This is a genomic window from Prosthecobacter gellanilyticus, from assembly GCF_007992435.1.
In the GTDB taxonomy this organism is placed as follows: Bacteria; Verrucomicrobiota; Verrucomicrobiia; order Verrucomicrobiales; family Verrucomicrobiaceae; genus Prosthecobacter; species Prosthecobacter gellanilyticus.
The window spans coordinates 1-18,932 of the sequence record NZ_BKAG01000077.1 but is presented as its reverse complement, the minus strand read 5'-3'; the positions used below and the strand labels follow the sequence as shown (position 1 = coordinate 18,932).

At 59.1% G+C, this 18,932-nt stretch carries 24 protein-coding genes; 6 read left to right on the top strand and 18 right to left on the bottom strand.

Translation table 11 applies throughout. From position 1 onward, the window contains the following. Positions 1-621 precede the first annotated feature (621 nt). The 14 genes from BGE01nite_RS27435 to BGE01nite_RS27370 all read right to left on the bottom strand — a co-directional run bounded on the left by BGE01nite_RS27435 (position 622) and on the right by BGE01nite_RS27370 (position 10,535). A complete protein-coding gene (locus tag BGE01nite_RS27435) occupies positions 622-1,149 on the bottom strand; it encodes an imm11 family protein (RefSeq protein WP_146855898.1) in 528 nt (175 codons plus the stop codon). A 178-nt stretch (positions 1,150-1,327) separates the two neighbouring features. Further along, positions 1,328-2,227 (bottom strand): hypothetical protein, encoded by a 900-nt coding sequence (locus BGE01nite_RS27430; protein WP_146855896.1) that lies wholly within the window; start codon positions 2,225-2,227, stop codon positions 1,328-1,330. 309 nt (positions 2,228-2,536) lie between these two features. After that, entirely contained in the window at positions 2,537-2,806 is a 270-nt protein-coding gene (locus BGE01nite_RS27425) for a hypothetical protein (protein WP_146855894.1), read from the bottom strand. Positions 2,807-2,957: 151 nt separating this feature from the next. Beyond that, a complete protein-coding gene (locus BGE01nite_RS27420) occupies positions 2,958-4,274 on the bottom strand; it encodes an ABC transporter permease (RefSeq protein WP_146855892.1) in 1,317 nt (438 codons plus the stop codon). Between the two features lie 95 nt (positions 4,275-4,369). Further along, positions 4,370-4,672 carry a hypothetical protein gene (locus BGE01nite_RS27415; protein ID WP_146855890.1) on the bottom strand — a complete coding sequence of 101 codons (303 nt, stop codon included), beginning with the start codon at positions 4,670-4,672 and terminating at the stop codon, positions 4,370-4,372. 15 nt (positions 4,673-4,687) lie between these two features. Continuing rightward, positions 4,688-5,065 (bottom strand): VOC family protein, encoded by a 378-nt coding sequence (locus BGE01nite_RS27410; RefSeq protein WP_146855888.1) that lies wholly within the window; start codon positions 5,063-5,065, stop codon positions 4,688-4,690. A gap of 36 nt (positions 5,066-5,101) precedes the next feature. Beyond that, on the bottom strand, positions 5,102-5,731 hold the full coding sequence (locus BGE01nite_RS27405; RefSeq protein ID WP_146855886.1) for a LysE family translocator: 630 nt from the start codon (positions 5,729-5,731) through the stop codon (positions 5,102-5,104). A gap of 99 nt (positions 5,732-5,830) precedes the next feature. Further along, on the bottom strand, positions 5,831-6,280 hold the full coding sequence (locus BGE01nite_RS27400) for a DUF4240 domain-containing protein (protein WP_146855884.1): 450 nt from the start codon (positions 6,278-6,280) through the stop codon (positions 5,831-5,833). A gap of 73 nt (positions 6,281-6,353) precedes the next feature. Further along, positions 6,354-6,887, bottom strand: coding sequence for a hypothetical protein (locus tag BGE01nite_RS27395; protein ID WP_146855882.1), 534 nt, complete (start codon positions 6,885-6,887; stop codon positions 6,354-6,356). A 278-nt stretch (positions 6,888-7,165) separates the two neighbouring features. After that, the gene (locus tag BGE01nite_RS27390) at positions 7,166-7,459 is read right to left on the bottom strand and encodes a hypothetical protein (RefSeq protein ID WP_146855880.1); all 294 of its coding nucleotides are present in this window, start codon (positions 7,457-7,459) and stop codon (positions 7,166-7,168) included. A 48-nt stretch (positions 7,460-7,507) separates the two neighbouring features. After that, positions 7,508-8,152, bottom strand: coding sequence for a crossover junction endodeoxyribonuclease RuvC (ruvC, locus tag BGE01nite_RS27385; RefSeq protein ID WP_146855878.1), 645 nt, complete (start codon positions 8,150-8,152; stop codon positions 7,508-7,510). 9 nt (positions 8,153-8,161) lie between these two features. Beyond that, positions 8,162-8,653 carry a DoxX family membrane protein gene (locus tag BGE01nite_RS27380; RefSeq protein ID WP_146855876.1) on the bottom strand — a complete coding sequence of 164 codons (492 nt, stop codon included), beginning with the start codon at positions 8,651-8,653 and terminating at the stop codon, positions 8,162-8,164. Between the two features lie 6 nt (positions 8,654-8,659). After that, on the bottom strand, positions 8,660-9,376 hold the full coding sequence (locus BGE01nite_RS27375) for a hypothetical protein (protein WP_146855874.1): 717 nt from the start codon (positions 9,374-9,376) through the stop codon (positions 8,660-8,662). A gap of 58 nt (positions 9,377-9,434) precedes the next feature. Further along, positions 9,435-10,535, bottom strand: coding sequence for a hypothetical protein (locus BGE01nite_RS27370; RefSeq protein WP_146855872.1), 1,101 nt, complete (start codon positions 10,533-10,535; stop codon positions 9,435-9,437). A 127-nt stretch (positions 10,536-10,662) separates the two neighbouring features. Here BGE01nite_RS27370 and BGE01nite_RS27365 point away from each other — a divergent pair, with 127 nt between their 5' ends. From BGE01nite_RS27365 to BGE01nite_RS27350, 4 genes are read left to right on the top strand one after another with little or no spacing between them, the layout of a single operon-like run. Then, positions 10,663-11,526 (top strand): TonB family protein, encoded by an 864-nt coding sequence (locus BGE01nite_RS27365; RefSeq protein ID WP_146855870.1) that lies wholly within the window; start codon positions 10,663-10,665, stop codon positions 11,524-11,526. Between the two features lie 21 nt (positions 11,527-11,547). Further along, positions 11,548-12,213: a MotA/TolQ/ExbB proton channel family protein gene (locus BGE01nite_RS27360; RefSeq protein ID WP_146855868.1), complete on the top strand. Its 666-nt coding sequence runs from the start codon at positions 11,548-11,550 to the stop codon at positions 12,211-12,213. A 22-nt stretch (positions 12,214-12,235) separates the two neighbouring features. Continuing rightward, positions 12,236-12,757 carry an ExbD/TolR family protein gene (locus BGE01nite_RS27355; protein ID WP_146855866.1) on the top strand — a complete coding sequence of 174 codons (522 nt, stop codon included), beginning with the start codon at positions 12,236-12,238 and terminating at the stop codon, positions 12,755-12,757. After that, on the top strand, positions 12,754-13,287 hold the full coding sequence (locus tag BGE01nite_RS27350; RefSeq protein WP_146855864.1) for a hypothetical protein: 534 nt from the start codon (positions 12,754-12,756) through the stop codon (positions 13,285-13,287). Before BGE01nite_RS27355 ends, BGE01nite_RS27350 begins: the two co-directional genes overlap by 4 nt. A gap of 6 nt (positions 13,288-13,293) precedes the next feature. On the opposite strand, the gene BGE01nite_RS27345 is transcribed toward BGE01nite_RS27350, so the two are convergent. The 4 genes from BGE01nite_RS27345 to BGE01nite_RS27330 all read right to left on the bottom strand — a co-directional run bounded on the left by BGE01nite_RS27345 (position 13,294) and on the right by BGE01nite_RS27330 (position 17,517). Further along, complete coding sequence (locus BGE01nite_RS27345; protein ID WP_146855862.1) at positions 13,294-14,400, bottom strand: metallophosphoesterase; 1,107 nt, start codon at positions 14,398-14,400, stop codon at positions 13,294-13,296. Positions 14,401-14,506: 106 nt separating this feature from the next. Then, entirely contained in the window at positions 14,507-15,976 is a 1,470-nt protein-coding gene (locus tag BGE01nite_RS27340; protein ID WP_170267106.1) for a hypothetical protein, read from the bottom strand. 62 nt (positions 15,977-16,038) lie between these two features. After that, positions 16,039-16,395: a dihydroneopterin aldolase gene (locus tag BGE01nite_RS27335; RefSeq protein WP_146855858.1), complete on the bottom strand. Its 357-nt coding sequence runs from the start codon at positions 16,393-16,395 to the stop codon at positions 16,039-16,041. A 30-nt stretch (positions 16,396-16,425) separates the two neighbouring features. Then, positions 16,426-17,517, bottom strand: coding sequence for a type IV pilus twitching motility protein PilT (locus BGE01nite_RS27330; protein WP_170267105.1), 1,092 nt, complete (start codon positions 17,515-17,517; stop codon positions 16,426-16,428). Between the two features lie 191 nt (positions 17,518-17,708). Here BGE01nite_RS27330 and BGE01nite_RS27325 point away from each other — a divergent pair, with 191 nt between their 5' ends. After that, entirely contained in the window at positions 17,709-18,173 is a 465-nt protein-coding gene (locus tag BGE01nite_RS27325; RefSeq protein ID WP_146855854.1) for a plastocyanin/azurin family copper-binding protein, read from the top strand. Between the two features lie 78 nt (positions 18,174-18,251). Next, the gene (locus BGE01nite_RS27320) at positions 18,252-18,773 is read left to right on the top strand and encodes a hypothetical protein (protein WP_146855852.1); all 522 of its coding nucleotides are present in this window, start codon (positions 18,252-18,254) and stop codon (positions 18,771-18,773) included. Positions 18,774-18,932: the final 159 nt, after the last annotated feature.

Below are 18,932 nucleotides of genomic sequence, written 5' to 3'. Positions count from 1 at the left end.
GGGGTCGGGTAACCGGCGTTGCGTTGGCGCGTCTCCCAGGCCGTTAGTCTGGGCTGAGGAGTGCCGCCTCTTGAGGCTCCAAACCCGGGGTTGCTTAGCGGCATTAACTCCAGAGCATACCTCAACTCTTCAGCGCCACCGGCGCGCCCCATACCAGCCTAGGGCGTCTAGCCCTAGGTTCTCCGCACGCACCCACCGCCAAGCGCTGAAAGCGCGGCCCATTCAGGATCCACCTTGATCCACCAACGCGGCCACCTTTCTCCGAAAGTTAATTCTCCACGACAATCGCCGCTGCCGTCCTTCCCGTCCTCCTTCCAAACGACCGTAAACAACGGTCAACCACCGCCAGCCATCCATTCTCCGAAGCATTCCGCGAAAGACGAACCCGTCAACAACTCACGCTCGCCTCTCCTCTCCCCGAACTTCAGCCATTCCGCCTCATCCCCAACAGTCCCATTCGGACCCATTGGACACCGCGATCTCATCATGCCGAAGAGTTCGCGAAGACAGTCGGGGGCAACACGCAGCAGTTGATTTGATTGATCGTTAGGCCACATCAACGAAGGCATCGTCAAATTTTGCCTCCTGTTTTTCTTCACTTCCGTTGGCTGCCACATTTCTTTACACCTGAACCACAGGTTTGGTTTTGATGAAGCCTTTCAGTCCGGCTCCAATGGCAGTATCCAGCAATTGCTCCGACACAAAAGTGTCGCATCGTCGCTGAGGGATGCGAAACATATGACGCCCCTCAACTAAATCAGGTCTGAACACATAATCCAAGACTCGATCAACCTTGCCGTTGCGGAAGAAAGTGCACTTGGATCTTTGCTCATCCAATGCCGGAATGAGGGAAAGAACATTGATTGCGTAACATCTGGGCGAGATATTAGTTAGCCTAACGGCTTGAACGTCTCTCGATAGAAGATCTCCAAGCACACTCCAGGCCTTTTCACTGAAGGCAAATATTCCGTAGTTCATAATCGGGCAATCATGGAGCTGCGAATCACCAAATTCCGACCATTCCACAGCCTCTAAGCTCGCTTGAGAAACTCTCGTCCCAACCTCGAACAATGATGTTGTCTCGATCCCTTCCTTAAATCTTAGCTGCGCGTATTTGCCGATCAATGGCGTGAATTGGTAATATTTCATAGCTGTCATGGTTTCAACCTGCCTTGAATTCCCCTCACCATTTCTTTATTTGGACGCCTTCCGAACCTGAGTCATCGAGATCCAGCCCAGAGTCGCTCTCTTCACGCGGCAAGCTGCACCAAGCTTCCGCAAACGCATCCAGGAAGCCTTCGAGTATCGAAGCTCCTTCACTTCTGTGTTACATCTCTTGGAGTTGCCAGTCTGCCCAACTTCGCCGCAGCAATTCGCCTGACGAAAGATCAGCCACCCGGCCTCTAGGCGAAATCAACTTTCTTCCATGACTGTGGAAAGACCATGATGTGCCCCCGATCCCCTGGGGTAACGTGGTCACAAGCTCTCGCCTTCCCGTCAGGTAGACGCGCCACACTTCGATGAACTTGGCAGCACCATGAGACGCCACCAACAACGCATCTTCCTTGGTGTCATACGACAATGCATCAATAAGCTGAGAATCAGGAACGACCACTCGATCAACCAATTTGCCAAAGAACGGATCCAGAAAATAAACCTCGGCAGGCGCATCAAAGCCAACCGCCGCGAAAAAGTGCGGAGTGAAGATTGATAGCTTAAGGCTTGGCAGAGCTGCTTCCAACAGCATCCCGGGTCTGGATGAATGTGAAAACAAATACCTTTCTTGGGTCTTGTTTTTCATACAGAAACAACCGTTGCCTGAATCAAGGTGAGAGTGGCAGTCCGTGATCACGGAGGTCGTCGGAGAACCATCAGCAAGCTTCAGCACTTTGGCGGATCGTCCGGCTATGACCACATCTTGAGACGCGTCCAATATGCAAACACGGTTAATCAACCTTCTGTCCTTGATTTGCCAAAGCACCTTTCTCGTAGAAACCTGGATAGCGGTGACAATTCCTGGGGCGACTGCGGCCACGAAAATGTCCCACTTGGGAGAATAATCACCGACAGGCGGGAACGCTTCGCCCTGGCGGTCCAAAGACAGGGAACAATACGTCTTTCCAGAGTCGTCAATGATGGTTAGCGAGTCCTCGGTTAGACCAACAACAATATCGGTATCAGTTCCCCAAATTGAAGAGAAGAAGTCGGAGTCAGATTTCAAGTTCATGGGGGTGAAAATGCGCCGCACATATGAGCCAGCACATCCGGCAATGGCTCGAAAGCAGATGTTGGCCGCACTGTCGGAGTTGTGTGTCCAAAGATCTGGAGACAGCTCAACCCGAGTCACGCAGTTTGTCAATTTTTGGCACACTGACAACAGTCATGCCTTCAGACTATGGAGACGCTCTTTCATCAGGGCGACATAGTCGTCCTGCGCCCCTCGAATGACTGGGAATTGCTCAACCGCCTCACGCATGTAATCACGGGCTTCAGGGAATCGACAGGCTTTCTCCAGCACGATCGACATCATCACATTTTATGTCGCCAAGTGCTCATTTCCAGAAAGCTCTCGGCCCCACACCTCCTCGTACTGAAGTGATTTTCGCGCCATGCGTTCAGCAGATTCGATGTTTCCACCCTTCACATAGAGGTCAGCCAGAATGTTACAAATTTTAGCCACCTCTTCCGGCGCATCGGCCATCGCAAGTTCTAGTGAGGCATTCAGTGTGCTGATCGCCTCGCCCACCTTCCCGTCCATCCTTTGACGGCGAGAGATGTCCTTGAGTTCTCTCCACGTAGGTATCATGGCCTGCAGGTCTGTAATTGTAGCATGCTAGATGCGTCCGAACTCACAGTGTCCACCATGTTCGGAGGATCCGAAGATCATGCCAACCAACACCGAGAACACCGGAAAGGAAATGCATTCAGCGCACAAAATAAACAAGCTCCGCCCCCCCTTACTCGTGCCTGAGCGCCTCCACCGGATTCATGCGGGCGGCGCGGCGGGCCGGATAAATACCAAAGGCGATGCCCGTGAACACAGAGATGAGGAACGCGAGCGCGGGTGACCAGAACTTCACCACCGTGGTGACGCCGGCAAAGTGCTGCACCGCAATCGGGATGCTGATGCCGAGGATCACCCCCATGATTCCACCCGCTCCGGAAAGCAGCACGGTCTCGATGAGGAACTGCACCACGATGTCCGCCTGTCGCGCGCCCATGGCGCGGCGGATGCCGATCTCACGCGTGCGCTCGGTGACGCTGGCCAGCATGATGTTCATGATGCCGATGCCGCCGACCACCAGGGAGATCGCCGCGATGCTGCCAAGCACGATGCTGAAGATTTGCTTGGTGCGCTCGGCCTGCCTCAAAAGCTCCACGGGCACGATGATGCGCCAGTCTTCTTTTTTATGATTGGTCCTCAGGATCTGGCGAATGGCCTCGGCACGGCTCTCGACCTGATTGACATCGACGACACGCACCACGGCTTCATGGAACTCCACTTTCTCAGCCTCGAAACCGCCGCTGCGATAGCGGAAGAAGGTCTCGCCATACTGGTCCATCAGCGTGGCGTAGGGGATGAACATCTGCGACCCTGCGGAGCCCGTGGGACTGTCCTCACCGCCGACACGCGCGCCTTCATTCTGGATGACGCCAAGCACCTTGTAGTAGTAGCCTTTGACGCGGATGGATTTGCCCACCGGTGTGGAAAGCGGGAAGAGCTCATGCGCGGCGGTCTCGTTGATCGCACACACCGGCAGTTTCTCGTTCATTTCCAGGTCGGAGAAGAAGCGGCCGCTGAGCATCGGGCGGTTGCGCATCTCAGGGTAGATCGGCAGCGCACCGATGATCTGGCCATCCACACTGCGCTCAAAGTTCCAGATGTTCTCCGTCAGCACGCGGGAGGGCACCACGACCTCAATGCCAGGCACCGTCTGCCGGATCTGCTGCACATCCCGCAGCGTGAGGCCATAATCGATCACCATACTTCGTGTCTCGGCCGCGGAGCCCTGGCCATCCGGCGGCTTCACACTCTCGAGGATGATGTTCTGGCTGCCCAGACGGCGGATCTGCTCCTGCGCCTCATGGCTGGCCCCTTCCCCGATCGCGAGCATGGCAATCACCGAAGCCACGCCGAAAATCACGCCCAGCGCCGTGAGAAAGGAGCGCAGCTTGTTCAGCCAGATGCTCTTCAGTCCCAGGGACATGGTGCGCCACAGATGCTGGGGCGAGGCAAACAGGCGGAGAATAGGATGACGGGCCAGGAACGACATTAGAAGGGGGGAGAGATACCACGTCCCCAGGGGAGCGTTTCTGTCATCGGGGGGTGGAATCCAGGAATCAGCAGCCTAATGAGACATGATCATCCTCATCTCAAATTTTCCACAATAGATGTGCCATCTGGAAGGCCGCCCCAATTCTTGCCAGACCACTTCCAGACTTCATCAAAACGCATCTCTCTCGGAGCTTCAAACTCCGGTTCGGGGATCAAGCCTTTGGAGACATAGAGCACGTTCACGGTCCGGACACGTACCGTGATATACCCTTCATCAAGCCTGGCGGCAGACACAATCAGAATTTCCCTGCGAACATCGCGAGCAATGAACCCCGAAAGCGTCCGGCCTTCGCGGAACTTCCGCCGACGAATCCAGTTCTGAATGCTCTTGAACATATGGCCGATGAGTAACTACTCCTCACAGTAATAGATCTCCAGCCGGTTGCCCGAAGGATCCTCAAAATACACGGCATGATAGATCCGCGAGTAGGTCATGTCTTCCGGACCTTCAATATTCCCTGCCCCGGCGGATCGAATGATTTCAGCCAGTCGATCCACCTCCTGGCAGCTTTGGGCGGCGAAGGCGATCCTGGTCTTGTTGGGGACGTGATCCTTGTCTTCGAGAACACCAAACCATGATTGGTTAGGCAGCTTGCCTTCGGTCATGAAGAAGGCTCCCTCCCCTCGCCATTCATGCGGGAAGCCCAGCTCGGGAAGCAGCCTGGCGTAGAAGGGATAGACCGCCTCCAGATCGCGAACTCTCAAGTCAATGTGACCGAAGGGAAACATCGGGTGGGTTGGGCTGGAGGTTTATGGCCAGGCATCTCACTTCGTCACTGCGAGACGGATGCCCAGAAACACAAAGAGCGCGCCTGCGGTCCGGTTGAGAACCTCCCCAAAAGTCGGGCTGCCGCGGAGGCGGTCGCCGAGGAGGGAGGCGAACCAGGCGAGGCACAGGCACCAAAGTGTGCCGGTGACGACAAAGGTGAGGCCCAGCGTGATGAAGGCAGCAAACTTGGATGGGCTGTCCGCCGCGATGAACTGGGGCATGAAGGCCAGGAAGAAGAGCGCCACCTTCGGATTGAGAACATTCGTGATCAGCCCCTGCCGGAAAGCCGCGGAGAAGCCAGACGAGCTGAAGCCCGCGGGAATCGAGGCCGCCGACGATGCACGGCTAAGCAGCATCTTAGCACCGAGGTAAACCAGATAGGCCGCGCCCGCGAGCTTCACCGCCATAAAGGCAGTCGCCGATGCCGCAATCAGTGCCGAAAGCCCCAAGGCAGCCGCCAGCGTGTGGACCAGCGCGCCTGCGCCAATACCGAGCGCAGACGCCACGCCCGCGCTGCGCCCTTGGGCCATGCTACGCCCAAGAATATAAAACGTGTCCGGCCCCGGAGTGAGGTTCAGGATGATGCCAGTGACGATGAAAACGCCGAAGTCGTGGATGCCGAACATGGTGAATGTATGGACGTGCGGAGAAAAGGCCGAGGAACACTTGAATTGCAACCGTGATGCGAGCACCACCTTCCCTGCATCTCAGGTGCGGCCCCAGATTCAGTGCGGCCACAGATTTTCGTTACTGCCGCTTTCGTAACTAACAGAAGCCTCAAATGGCCACTCAGATTGATCCTTCCCCGTGAGATCAGACCATGCAGCACGATGCGCATACAATAAAGACTCACACCAATGATCGAGTGTCTTCGGCATCAGCTTGGGGTTCTTGAGGGCCGCCTCGTGATGCGCCCTGCCCTTTGCGACGACATAGCAACGTGCATAGAGAAATGCATCGTCAGAATCGCTCGACTCTCCGGACTCGTCCGCGAACACCTGTCCGTCCAGGACATGCAGACACTGCGACAAATGCTCCTCGAAGGCCTCCAGATCAGGCTCGCTCAGAGAGCCCATCATCTTCTGAAGTGGTTCAATGGCCGCGTCTTCATTTCCGGCATCCAATGATTTGCGGTCAATGCTGTCAATAAGCGTCCAAAAATCGTCCCGAGTCATGATGTGCGAAATGGCCTGACTAGTTGAGGTGATACGTTACCCATGGAAAATGACACCGCGTGTTCTGCTATGGTCATCCTACCGGAAAGAGACTGGCAAAGTCCGATTCTGACGACAACGACAATCTGTAGACTCCCTGAAGACTGACGATCGTGGTGAGACGTCCGTCCACCACGCCTCTCACCGCCCTCTCAGCCTTCTTGGATCTGTAGGTCAGGCGCGTCAACATCTCGGCAGGAAGCACGTTATCGAGATTCACTGGAGTCGATCTCTCAGCCAGCACCACATGGTCCGAGCACGTCCAGTTCAAGGCTCGAAGCCATGGATGCAGTTCGACACCCGCATCAAGCGTCTCGAAAGGCCATTTGCCATGGCGCTCCGGTGGATAGAGGTCGGGACGAGACGCGATGAAGTGATCCACCGTCACGATCTCGCTGGTGACAACTCTTGAGAGAATGTGAACCATGCCGTCTCGAACAAAGATCGGGTAAATGATGTCACCTCCCACTACACCAGCTCTGGAAAAACTAGGCTGTGACGTGTGCGGGCCTCCAAAAAGAAACTCAATGCCTTTGCCTGCAAGGCCATGCTTCTTGGCAATCTTCACTCGATCACTATTCCAAATCACTGTGTAGGCACTGCTCACGATACGGGGCGTGTTGAAGTTCGGCGGATTAGTGAATGAGACGCAATTCTGTCGAGTATGTCAATGCTCCCGCAAACAACAGATCACCCGATTTGCCATTGAAGCAGCCAGGCATTCTGTCTCTGACAGTCAGCCGATTCTCCACCACCGCCTTATTCGTCTAGGTTTCTGTCTCAGATCTTCACGAAGGTGACATCGAGGTGATATTCACCTTCAGGACAGCCTATCACACGGACGAATTAAGCATCAATCCAATCCGCGATGGCCTTCACTTCAAACTCAGCGAAGTCAAAGGTCGCGAACTTACAGGCTTCCCAACTGACGAGCTTTGTCGAAAGCAGTGGCAGCCCCAGTCTGCCAAGCCTCTCTTCTGGATTGTCCGAATGCGGGTAAGCCGCGTTGACGGTCTGGTCGACAACCTGCAACCACTTTTGAGGATCGTCGTCGGCTTCGAGTGTTGCACAGGTGTCAGGCGCGCCTTCGATAACTTCTCGGAGGACGGGACGAATCTCAGCAAGCTGGTCGGCGTTCATAAAGTATTCAGCCTAACAAATGAATGAAAAAATTCTTGCTCCAATGCATCACACCCTTCTCCCCTCAATCCCCATCAGGGCAGAAGCATCCGCATTCTGAAAATGCGTGATGCCCACGGCCAGCGCATCCGCAGCATCAGACGGCGGAGTTTCATCAAGGCGGAGCTGGGCGCGGATCATGAAGGCCACCTGGTCCTTCTGCGCGGCACCACGGCCCACGGAGGCATGCTTCACTTCCTTCGGCGCATACTCATAGATGGGCAGGCCGTGCTCTGCGGCGGCGATGAGGCAGGCCGCGCGCGCGGTGCCGAGCACGATGGCGGTCTTGAAGCTCTGCACGTAGATCGTGGACTCGATGGCACACACGGTGGGCTTGTGCTGGCGGATCACATCACCCAGCTGCTCGCGGATGGCCACAAGGCAGCCGGAATGCAGCAGCTTCGCGGGATTGGAGATCACGCCCCATTCGATGGCCTTCAGCTCGCGGCCACTTCTCTCCAGAACGGCCCAACCCGTATTGCGTAAAGCGGGGTCGATCGCCAGCACGCGCTCACTGGTCAGCGGCAGGCGGCCGGTGGTGCCGCCTTGAGGCGCCGCACGCGGCGCGGAGGCGGACCGGTCCGTCACACGACGGCCAGTCTTCGCCGCGTTCGCGAGGACGCGCTTGAGATCAGCGGCAGTGACACGGGCCATGGGAGCAGGTTACCAGTTCTTCTTCTTTTTCGGCCGGCTGGCCCAGCTCTCACCGATGTGGAAGAGCTTGTCCAGCGAGATGGCGCCAGACCCGAAGAGCAGCAGGGTGAAGGAAATGAAGAGATACAGCCACGCGGTCTCCACCTGCGCCGCGCCGACCTTCTGCGCGTAAACCAAAAACAGCGCGAGCACCGGCATGAAGACGATGGCGAAGAGCCTCGTGAGAAAGCCCACGGTGAAGCTGACGGCCACAGCGGCGAGGATGATGGCGGCAGCAGGCGCGGTGAACTGCGGGTAAGGCAGGCCGGCATCACTAAAGGCCGTCACCCAGTCCCAGGCCTGCTCCTCCCACAGGAACTTGTATGCGCCGATGGCGGCGAGCCAGGCATGCTGCGTCAGCAGCAGCGCACCGGTGCCGATGCGCAGGATGGCGATGGATTTGAAAAGACTGCTGAAGGAGCTTTGATTGACGGCGGCGTTGCCACCCAGGTAATCGGCCATGAGAGATTAGATGTCGGAGGAAAGTTCGATGATGTCGCCAGGCTCGGGCTCGAGCTCGTTGGCGGATTCCAGAGAGGAGAAGTAACGGCGCTCGCCCTCGCGGATGAGATAGACACCATGCGCGGTCGAACCAAGTTTGCGTCCACCCGCCACGCGCACGGCCTGCTCGATGGTCATGTCTTCCCAGGCAGGAATGAACTCGTCCGAGATCACATCTCCACGCACGGAGACCACGGGCGTGTCCTCCACGGAAAGGATGTGCACGGTGGTGGTGCGGCCGAGGGCCAGGTTCACGCGGAAGGTGGTGGCGATGGTGGCCGCCGCTTTCGCCAGCGTGGAGCCGCCGATCCTCGCCGTGCCAGCCTTGCCCAGATCAATCACGCCATGCGAGTCGATCATGACCACGTCATTGTAGATGCGCTTCGGAGAGCGGCTGCCCTCATACACATGCAGGCGCAGCGTGTGGCCATAACCAAGAGTTCCGCGCGCATTGAAAGGCATCTGCGGGTCATCCACGCTTTCCTTGTCCGTGTCCGGCATGCCCGGGATGATGTTCGTGATCTTCTTCAGCGAGGAGAAGTTTGGCATGGGCGGCATCGGCACCTTGATCTTGGGCAGCTTGATCTTGCTGAGGTCAGGCGTGAAACGTTTGACGGTGGCACAGGCGCTGACGCCGAGGGCGACCACCAGCAGGAGCGGCAAGGAATGGAACAGACGAGTCATGAGCAATGGAAACGGGGCTGCGACCATGTCTCCCGCAGGGAAAATGACAAGGCGAACGTCATGCTGGAGTTGTCTCCGCAGGCCTCCACGTGCGAATCTGCTGCGCAGCGGCCTCCAGCCCCTCCAGCACTAGCAGGAGATCATCCACGCGCCTCAAGCCAAGGTCCGTGGGGCCGCGCTGGCGCAGGATCTCCGCCGCATGCTGGATCGCCTCCTCAGCAGCGATGTGAAAGTCCCGGCTGATGACACGATCCGGGCGCGGCCGCAGCACATCCAGCATGAACTCCCCCAGAAAGTGCGGCTGGAAGGCCAGATAGATGCGGCAGCCAAAGCGGAAGAGCTGCAGCGTGATCTCGGTGAAGTCTGCACGGCCCTGCCAGTGCTCCGCCAGTGCCAGCCCCTCTTCCACATGATCCGTGGCAGTCATGATCCAGTCATCGGCCTTGTCCACAGGCACCGGCGGTGTCTCCAGAAGCATGGCGATGGCCTGGCAACTGCGATGACGGGCCTTCAGCGCCGCATCCGCCGCCACGAGATCACTGCGCTCTAAAGGCACTAGAGAGGGTAGCGCTTTCAGGGCCGCTTCCAGAGCCTCGGCGGGGCGGACGGGCTGCGTCTGCATCAGCAAGGCGGCGCGATTCATCCAGGCACAGCCCAGCGTGCCGAGATCACGAGGCGTGGTCAGCGCGGGATGGCTGAGCACCTCAATCGAAGTGTCCAGTGAGGCGAGCGCAGCTTCATCATGTGCCGGCCCGAGATCATGCAAAGTGAGCGCGCGGTTCATCCATGCCAGGCCAAGCCGCCAGCGGAAGGCAGGCTCCATCTCCAGGGGCAGCTTCTGTAGATGCTCCAAAGCCCGACCATAGGCCGCCAGGGCTTCCTGCGCCCGTCCGAGCCGAGAGAGAACATCCGCCCGGTTCATCCAGCCCGCCGTCAGCCCCCAGCGATACCATGGATTGACCTCCAAAAGCAGCCCCTGACGCAGGTGGATGGCTTCATCAAAGCATCCCAGCGCCTCGATGAGGTCGCTTGAGACCGGAGAGCTTAGCAGGGAGATACCGCGCTGGGTCCATTGATTCGCCAGGGCATGCTTCTCCTCATCCGCCGCCGTTTCAGACGGCGGGCGGACGGCATCGGCAGCCTGGAAACCATTCCCCATGCGGCCCCTAACCACACATTGCGCCCAACTTCACCTTTTTTGTGCGATAGCGTCTCAATAGCGTTTGACGCTCTGGGAAGTTGGTCCACTTTTGTCGTCCGTTTCCGCCACTTTCCCCCCTCATTTTATGACCTCCACAGCCGCCTTTGCTCTCCAGTCTGTGGGAACACCTGTGGCCAAGGGGGTAACCGGGCTTCCCGCCGCCAGCGTGCGCCTCGGGCTGCAGCAGGCGAAGGATCACTGCTTCCTCTGCTGGATGGTGTCCATCACCTCCTGTTTCCTGGCGGTGGGCGTGATCGGGGTTTTTGAGGGAGATGGCTATGTGCCCCTCATGCTTGAGGGAAAAAAGGGCGATCCAGGCGAAGGCCGCACGACTCTGGAAGCGGCTATGGTGGAGGTTCAATCTGAGGAGATCTCACCTGAGACCGTCGTGGAAGAAGTGGAGGAGATCGAGGTGCCGCCCCCTGTGGAGGTCCTTGAGGTGCCCCAGGAACTGCCAGAAATCGTCCCGGCAATGGTCACGGAGGACGTGTTCACCATTCCCACACCACCCCGTGTGGAGACGGCCCTGCGTCCCGTGGAGCCAAAGCCTGAGCAGCCGAAACCCAAGCCCAAGGCCGTGGCCAAACCCAATGCGCGTCGTGGTCCGACCGCCTCCCCGGCACGTGGTCCGCAAGGCTCCGCCACGACTGCCTCCGGCGGTGGCGGCAGTGGTGGCATGGGCACGGCAGGTGTGGGCCTCTCGTCCGCGAACTTCAAGCTTCCTACACCCGCCTACCCGAGCCACCTGAAATCCATGGGGGTCACTGGAACGGTGCGCCTGCTCATCTTCACCGGAGTATCAGGCCGGGTGGAGAGCGTCTCAGTCATCAGCAGCAGTGGAAATTCCGCCCTCGATGAGTTCGCCGCATCCCATGCCCGTCGCAATGGTCGTGGGCCGACGGGGGTGTCTGGTAAGATAGTGGCCCCGCTCACTTTCAAACTTCGCTGATTCGTTTTCTCCCCCCACTTCATGTTAGCTGCCCCCCCTCCCGCTCTCCTCGCCAACGCTGTCGTCGAACTCATCGTCAAAGGTGGTCCCATCATGTATCCCATCCTCGTGGTGGGTGCCTTTGCCGTGTGCATCGTGCTGGAGCGCATCTTCTGGTGGCTGCGCTTTAGTGCGAAGCGTAAGCCCAAGCTTCTGGACCAAGTGTATGCGGAGCTCGAGGCCGGCCAGATTGACAAGGCTGTCACCACGTCCGCAAACAGCTCGGATCCCGTGGTGCGCATGATCCATCACGGCCTCATTCATCATCACAGCTCCATGCAGGGCGCGCTGGAAGTGGCCGCTGGCCGTGAGCTTCAGGGCGCGGGCCGCTTCCTCGGCGCCATGGACACCGTCGTCACCCTCGGACCTCTTCTCGGCCTTCTCGGCACCGTCACAGGCATCATGGGCTCCTTCAGTTCCATCGGCAGTTCCGAGCTTGCCGTGGAAAAGGTCACCGGTGGTATCGGTGAGGCCCTCATCGCCACCGCCGCAGGTCTCGGCATCGCCATCACCACCCTGGTGCCCATGAACTACTTCCACAGCCGCCTCGCCAAGCTTCAGTTTGAGCTCGAGGCTGCTGCGAACAACGTCCTCATCCTCGCCGCCCAGCACGGCTACGACAAGGTCGGCACCAAAGCCGGGCACTGAGAACCACGAACCGCGCACGTCCGTGAAACTCCACTCCCCCATCCCGCACAAGAAGACGCGGCTGGAGATCATCCCGCTGATTGACGTGATGTTCTTCCTCCTGGCCTCCTTCATGATGGTCAGCCTCACCATGACCAAGCAGCAGACCATCAAGGTCAACCTGCCCATGGCCTCCGCCAGCCAGCCCGACTTCAAGCCCGACATGATCAACATCGGCGTCAGTGCCACGGGTGACATCTACCTGGACACCCAGCTCACCGCCCTGCCGGAGCTCGAGCGCAAGCTCACCGCCCGCCACGCCAAGGATGCGAACACCCCCGTCTACATCAGCGGAGATGCCGACACCCGCCACGCTGACATGGTGAAGGCTCTCGATGCCGTCCGCCGCACCGGCTTCAACAAGGTCGCCTTCAACGTCAAAGCCTCTGCCAGCGGCGCCATTCCAGGTCCCGCTCCAGCCCCAGCTTCCGCGCCTGCGCCTGGCGCAGGCGCAACACCGGCACCTGCACCAGCCCCAACTCCCGCTCCTGCCCCAGCGAAATGAAGCGCGCTCTCATCTCCCTGCTCGTCCTCATCTCGCTCGCGCTCTGCGGCATCTGCGTCTTCCAGTGGCAGCGTGAGTTCCGCCTGCGCGCCACCATCGAAAACCTCTCCAACCTCCTCATCGCGGAAAACAAGGCGCGTGTGGCCGCCGAGGAAAAGGTGGAGCAGTACGGCCGTGAGATCGAGCGCCTGAACACCCTGCGCAAAGAGATCGAAGTCCGCCTCCTCGATGCCACGGAGCAGATCCAGCTGCTCAACGACGACCAGGCCGCCCGCGGCTTCAGCATCGCCGTGCTCATGAACGAGACCATCCGCTCCAGCAACGAGCTCGAGGCCTACAAGCGCCTCGCCGGCCAGGGCAATGACGCGCTGAAGAAGCACAACGACACCGTCACCGCCCAGAACAGCGCCATTGAGAAGGCGAACACGCAGCTCAAACAGCTCGTGAAAGAGCGTGATGATGCCATCACCCAGCTCAATGCCCGCACCCAGGAGTTCAACGAGCTCGTGCAGAAGTATAACAAGAAGTGATTTAATTCACTTCCCGTCCCAAGACAGCGAGAACTGGTGCTGCTCCACCTCATGCACATGGCTGGTGTCCTCCACAAGGAAGCCTCTCTTCACCTCATAGGTGAGCACATCGATCTTCTTCTCCGCCGGAAGGAAGCGCATCAGCCTCAGCGCGGGCTCGCTCATGTAGTCACTCAGCAGACCATGGATGATGTGCCCGTCATCCGCTGCGCGATCCAGCTTTAAAGCCGTGACGCGGCTTTGATCACCGCACAGCACCAGGAAAAGGTTCGCATGCTTCCGGTAAAGCTTGTCCCACATCTGCTCACCCGTGTTCCCGCGTGCACCGTGAATTTTGACCCACTTCATGCGGCCTTTCGGATCCTTGATGTAACCCGCCTCCTCCTTCGGCTTGTCCAGGATGCCCAGGTCCATGTGCGTGGTGATGATCGCACGCCGGTCCGCATGCTTCGTCAGCACACCGTCCGCCCAGGCCAGCACATCATCCGGTGCATTGCACTCAAGACTCAGGTGGATGAAGTCCACACCACCCGCGCTGAAAAGCTGCGCGCTGTTCACATTGTTCGCGGACACCTTCTGGTTTTCGCGCTCATGCGCATAGGCCCCCGCATACCAGGGATAGTCCTTGAAGCTCGCCGCCGGAAAAGTCTCCTGAAACAGGTGCGCGTCACCCTTGCTGCTCATGTCATGGTTTCCCACCGTCAGGCTGAAAGGCACCACGCCACGCAGCTTGTCCAGATGCTGCTTCGCCACCTCCCACTCAGGCTTGCGGTCATACTCCACGATGTCTCCCACGTGGCTCACGAAGACAATGTTCTGCGCCTTTTGGTTCGCCAGGATCCACGCCACCTGCGCTTCGAGATGCGCATTCTTCACCGGCTCCTCCAGTTGCTTGCCACTCCCCTTGCTCACCTTCGTCCCCTTCCCCGTGTAGTGCTGCGTGTCCGGTATAACCACAAACGTGAAAGCACCCGCAGGCAGCGGTGGCAGCGGCTTCGTCCCCTTCAGCTTCGCCGGTCCCTCAGGTTTCACCTCATCCGGCGGCGGCTTCTCCGCATGCAGAGGAGTGATGATGGCAAGCCCCAGAAGACAGGTGAACAAACGGCGACGCATAGACATCCCCTCTCAACGGCCCCCACCGTGCATTCTTCAAAACAATCATCCAGCCGCATGACCATCACCCTGGGGCCCTTAGCCTTGGCGAAGGACCCTCCATCATTCAAAGCTCGCCCACTTTCGCCGGCACAGAAGCCTGGATGGGCTGGCGCTCCGTCAGTCGTGTGGCGTGATACTCACGACCGCTCCAAAGCTTGCGCTCCCAGCGTCCGCCCACCGTGCGCATCGCCTCCATGCCGATGTCATCCTGGCCCACAAACACCGCCAGCAGCCCGAGCCTGTTGCGCAGATGAGAGCTGCCTGGGGCTGATTCCAGCAGAGCCCGCATGCTTTCCCGCAGATCCTTCAGAGGCAGTCCCTCCGTCAGCACCATCACGGATTTTTCCGGCAGGCATGTCAGGATGCGCGCGGCCTGCTCCACAGTCTCTTCATGGCTCGCCAGCTCTCTCAGCATGCTGCGGCAGTGGCGCTCACCATTCTCCTCAGCAGCCAGACGCATCAGCATGAACATGTGAGTCGGCGTGTAGTCAGGAAACTTCTTCTGCGCTTTCTGGTAGATGCTCGCGATCTGGTCCAGCCTCTCCTCCAGAGCGATGCTGACGATCATCTCGATAAACGGCATCTGTGGCGACACTGGCCCGATCTCCTCCACAGTGCGCCGCAGCTTCAGCAAAGCCTCCTTCGTGGAGCCGGCCAGCTCCACCTCTCCCTTGAAGCGATAAAGCGTAAAAATCACGTTGGCGATCCGGGCATCCACAGAGGTCGGCTTTTTCTCACGCCACTCATCGAGACGTCCGCCCATCTCATCCCAGGCAGCAGCAGACCAGCTCTCACCTTCCAGCGGATGAATGCCGCTGTAAATGGCATCAGAAACCCATTCACCATCCGCCGTCTTCAGCGCCCGCAGACGAGCCTGTGAGGCCAGGTGGTCGAGACCATCGAAATCACCCTCGCGGAGGCGCAGCATGGCCATGTCCTCGGCCGCCCGCTCCTGGGCCCAGGCATCGTGCTCATCCATCTCAGGCGGAAACTCAAAGTCGTACATCTTCCGTTCCCGGATGGCACGGTAGATCGCACAGGCATGCATGTGATAGCGCAGGCTCCGCCGCACCAGGATCACCCGGCGGTCAGGTCTCAGCAGGAGTGCGTGCGGAAACTTGTCGTTGATGAGCTTGATGCTCTCCTTCGCCTCGTTCTCACGGCCATAGTAGAGCAGCGTGTAGCAGCGGGCCAGCAGGATGGCGCCGGCATCATGGTAGGCCTGCACCCGGTGCGCCTCCTCCCAGCTCGGCACCTCGCTGATCCAGGCAGACTGGCGCAGCGCGTTTGGCAGCACACGTGCCAGGGCGGCGTCTATCTCCGGCAGGTTCTTCGGGTTTCGGCTCTCATACCAGTAGTGCGCGGCCTTCTGATTGTCGTCATGCTCCTGGCGCGCCTCGGCGGGCAGAGACTCCCGCTGCTTCATCTGGGTCACGTGATCTGGACTGCGAAGCTGCAGCTGCCCCCACATGTTCCCTGCCCACGCTGTCAAAAAGACGATAGGGAGAAACAAGGAATAACGCGGGAGGTGCATCTATGGAAATTATAGCACCTAATCCCTTCTGGCAAGGAAAGGACTGCATCATCCACGCTTCTTCACGGTCTCGTCAAACTCACCGCCACGTGATCACACCCCGGCAGGATCCGCTTCTTCAGCTCGATCGTCACGCTCTTCACCCCAAACTCCATGATCAGGCACTGCGCCATCTCCGCGGCCAGGGTCTCGATCAACTGCCGCGGCCTCTCCGCAGCCAGTGCGCGCAGGCGCAGCGCCACGGCGGCATAGTCCACCGTGGCCTTCAGATCGTCCCACAGTTCCTCAAAGCGCGAGGCCAGGGTAAAGGACACATCGGCCTGCAAAGTCTGCCACATCTCCCGCTCCGCCTCCGGCACGCCGATGCGCACCGGCAGGTCGAGGCCGCGGAGATGGATGGAGTCGTCGGGGGAACTCATGGAGTGAGAATACGGAGGCTTTTTCAAAGATCAGCGCTGGCCACCACGCTCACGCTGCAGTTTCTCATAGCCCATCTTGATGAAGCTATAATCACGGCAGTGCGCCTTGGCATCCTCCAGCGTGATGAAATCATAGGTCAAAAGATGCAGCAGGCTGTCATCGATGGTGTGCATGCCGTCACGACCGCCGATCTGGATCAGGCTCGCGAGCTGCTGGATGCGCTGGTCACGGATACAGGACATCACCGCGTTGTTGATCGTCATCACCTCGGAGGCCATCACACGGCCCTCACCATCCGCGCGGCGGATCAGGTGCTGGCACACGATGCCGCGCAGACAGTGGCTGAGCTGTGCGGCCACATACTCCTGCTGCTCCTTCGGATAGCTGTCCAAAATACGAGTGATGGTGGCCGGCACATCCGTGGTGTGCAGCGTGCTGATCACCAGATGCCCCGTCTCTGCCGCGGTCAATGCCGTGCGCATCGTCTCCAGGTCACGCAGCTCAGACACCGTGATCACATTCACGTCCTGCCGCAGCGCGCTCTTCATCGCACGGGCAAACTCATGCGTGTCAAAGCCCACCTGCCGCTGGCGGATCAGGCTCTGACCATGCTTGAAGACGAACTCGATCGGATCTTCGATCGTCACGATGTTGCAGGACCGTTCCGCCGCGATCTGCTGCGTCATGCTGCACAGCGTCGTCGTTTTACCACTGTTGCTCACCCCCGTGATCAGGATCAGCCCATCACGCATGTGACAGAGCTTCTCCACCGTCGGCCCATGGCCCAGCTGGGTGAGCTCCGGAATCGCATCTGGAATATAGCGGAAGTTCCCCTCGATCCGGCCCATGCAGAAGCACGCATTGCCACGGAAGCGACCCAGGTTTTCCACCTCGATGGCGAAGTCCAGCTCCCACTCCTGCTCCAGCTTCGCGCGCTGCGCGTCCTTCAGGCCGCCCAGCACCAGCTCGCGCACATCCACAGAGTCCAGGATCTCCTCCGTCACCGGTGTCATCTTCCCGTGCAGACGCATCGTGGGCGCGGCGCCCGGAGAGAGATGCAGGTCCGAAGCTCCGGCCTGCATGGCCATCGCGAGATATTCGATAAGGTCGTATTGGCGCATAAGAAAATCAGGCCGCACTAAATCGGCTGCCCCCCAGGATGTCGAGGAAGAATGACCAAGGACCATGGGGCATGCCCCATGCTCAGGAACCGGAAACCGGGAACTGAGAACCGCGAACCGTTCCCCCCTTACAAAAAGGTTGAAAACCTTCGCCATCGCGGCCCGATTAGTCACCCCCCCTCTACCATCCCATGAAAAAACTCGCAGCTATCACCGCCCTCGCCGTGTTTGCCACCTTCGCCTCCGCCCAGGATGCTGAAGTGGCCGCCATCGAACTGAAGCCCCACGCCTCGAATCCTCTTGGCTATGACAAGACGGACCTCTCGGTGAAAGCCGGCCAGAAAGTGAAGCTCACGCTGAACAACACCGGCAGCATCGCCCCGCAGCCGCATAACTTCATCCTCATCAAGCCCGGCAAAGACCAGGCCGTGGGCGCCCAGGCAAATGCCATGATGACCGACCCCCAGGCCATGGCCAAGAGCTACATTCCTGATGCCTCCAAGGAAGACATCATCGCCAACACCAAGCTGGTCATGCCGAACGCCACTGAGACCATCGAGTTCACCGCTCCTGCTGAAGCTGGCGACTATCCATTCATGTGCACCTTCCCCGGCCACTGGCTGCTCATGAAGGGCGTCATGCACGTCACGAAGTAATTCTTCCCTTTGTTCCTTTTGAAGGCGGGCGCTGAGCCCGCCTTCATCGTATCCAGCCCAGCTCTTATCCATCCTACCATGAAACGCCTCCTGTCCCTCCTCGCCCTCGCCGCACTCTCCACCTCCGTTCTCGCGGAAGACGGCAAGCTCGCCGTCGCCGGCCTGAACTTCGCCTACCCGGCCACGTGGACCAGCGTGCCCCCCACCAGCCCCATGCGCGCCGGCACCCTGCAGATCGCCGTGGAAGGCGCGGAAAAGCCCCTCGAAGCAGTGTTCTACTACTTCGGCGCCGGTCAGGGAGGCGATGCCCAGGCCAACATCACCCGCTGGCTCGGCCAGTTCGCCAGCCCGCCTGAGTCCAAGACCGAGGAGATTGATGCCAACGGCACCAAAGTGACCCTCGTCACCGCCACCGGCACCTACAATGACGGCCCCATGATGGGACCCAAGACCCCAAAGGACAACTACACCCTCCTCGGTGCCATCGTCCCCGGCAATGACGCCCCCGTCTTCATCAAGCTCACCGGCCCCAAAGACGCCGTCGCCAAGGTCTCCGACTCCTTCAAGTCCCTGCTCAAGAGCCCCTTCCCCGCGAAGTGATCTAGACTAACCAATCATTCATCCAAAAGGCCGCTGGTGACCAGATCATCAGCGGCTTTTTCTTGGGCGCCGAAGTCGCAACGCGTCCTGGACTGCGCCGGCCCTCCGGCGCTCTCGCCAGAGTGATTGATTCACAAAGTCTCCCAGGAAGAAATATAG

Bases quoted from the DNA above. Each gene is read 5' to 3' on its own strand.
- BGE01nite_RS27435 (WP_146855898.1), bottom strand. From the start codon at position 1,149: ATGAAATATTACCAATTCACGCCATTGATCGGCAAATACGCGCAGCTA.
- BGE01nite_RS27430 (WP_146855896.1), bottom strand. From the start codon at position 2,227: ATGAACTTGAAATCTGACTCCGACTTCTTCTCTTCAATTTGGGGAACT.
- BGE01nite_RS27425 (WP_146855894.1), bottom strand. From the start codon at position 2,806: ATGATACCTACGTGGAGAGAACTCAAGGACATCTCTCGCCGTCAAAGG.
- BGE01nite_RS27420 (WP_146855892.1), bottom strand. From the start codon at position 4,274: ATGTCGTTCCTGGCCCGTCATCCTATTCTCCGCCTGTTTGCCTCGCCC.
- BGE01nite_RS27415 (WP_146855890.1), bottom strand. From the start codon at position 4,672: ATGTTCAAGAGCATTCAGAACTGGATTCGTCGGCGGAAGTTCCGCGAA.
- BGE01nite_RS27410 (WP_146855888.1), bottom strand. From the start codon at position 5,065: ATGTTTCCCTTCGGTCACATTGACTTGAGAGTTCGCGATCTGGAGGCG.
- BGE01nite_RS27405 (WP_146855886.1), bottom strand. From the start codon at position 5,731: ATGTTCGGCATCCACGACTTCGGCGTTTTCATCGTCACTGGCATCATC.
- BGE01nite_RS27400 (WP_146855884.1), bottom strand. From the start codon at position 6,280: ATGACTCGGGACGATTTTTGGACGCTTATTGACAGCATTGACCGCAAA.
- BGE01nite_RS27390 (WP_146855880.1), bottom strand. From the start codon at position 7,459: ATGAACGCCGACCAGCTTGCTGAGATTCGTCCCGTCCTCCGAGAAGTT.
- ruvC (WP_146855878.1), bottom strand. From the start codon at position 8,152: ATGGCCCGTGTCACTGCCGCTGATCTCAAGCGCGTCCTCGCGAACGCG.
- BGE01nite_RS27380 (WP_146855876.1), bottom strand. From the start codon at position 8,653: ATGGCCGATTACCTGGGTGGCAACGCCGCCGTCAATCAAAGCTCCTTC.
- BGE01nite_RS27375 (WP_146855874.1), bottom strand. From the start codon at position 9,376: ATGACTCGTCTGTTCCATTCCTTGCCGCTCCTGCTGGTGGTCGCCCTC.
- BGE01nite_RS27370 (WP_146855872.1), bottom strand. From the start codon at position 10,535: ATGGGGAATGGTTTCCAGGCTGCCGATGCCGTCCGCCCGCCGTCTGAA.
- BGE01nite_RS27365 (WP_146855870.1), top strand. From the start codon at position 10,663: ATGACCTCCACAGCCGCCTTTGCTCTCCAGTCTGTGGGAACACCTGTG.
- BGE01nite_RS27360 (WP_146855868.1), top strand. From the start codon at position 11,548: ATGTTAGCTGCCCCCCCTCCCGCTCTCCTCGCCAACGCTGTCGTCGAA.
- BGE01nite_RS27350 (WP_146855864.1), top strand. From the start codon at position 12,754: ATGAAGCGCGCTCTCATCTCCCTGCTCGTCCTCATCTCGCTCGCGCTC.
- BGE01nite_RS27345 (WP_146855862.1), bottom strand. From the start codon at position 14,400: ATGCGTCGCCGTTTGTTCACCTGTCTTCTGGGGCTTGCCATCATCACT.
- BGE01nite_RS27340 (WP_170267106.1), bottom strand. From the start codon at position 15,976: ATGCACCTCCCGCGTTATTCCTTGTTTCTCCCTATCGTCTTTTTGACA.
- BGE01nite_RS27335 (WP_146855858.1), bottom strand. From the start codon at position 16,395: ATGAGTTCCCCCGACGACTCCATCCATCTCCGCGGCCTCGACCTGCCG.
- BGE01nite_RS27330 (WP_170267105.1), bottom strand. From the start codon at position 17,517: ATGCGCCAATACGACCTTATCGAATATCTCGCGATGGCCATGCAGGCC.
- BGE01nite_RS27325 (WP_146855854.1), top strand. From the start codon at position 17,709: ATGAAAAAACTCGCAGCTATCACCGCCCTCGCCGTGTTTGCCACCTTC.
- BGE01nite_RS27320 (WP_146855852.1), top strand. From the start codon at position 18,252: ATGAAACGCCTCCTGTCCCTCCTCGCCCTCGCCGCACTCTCCACCTCC.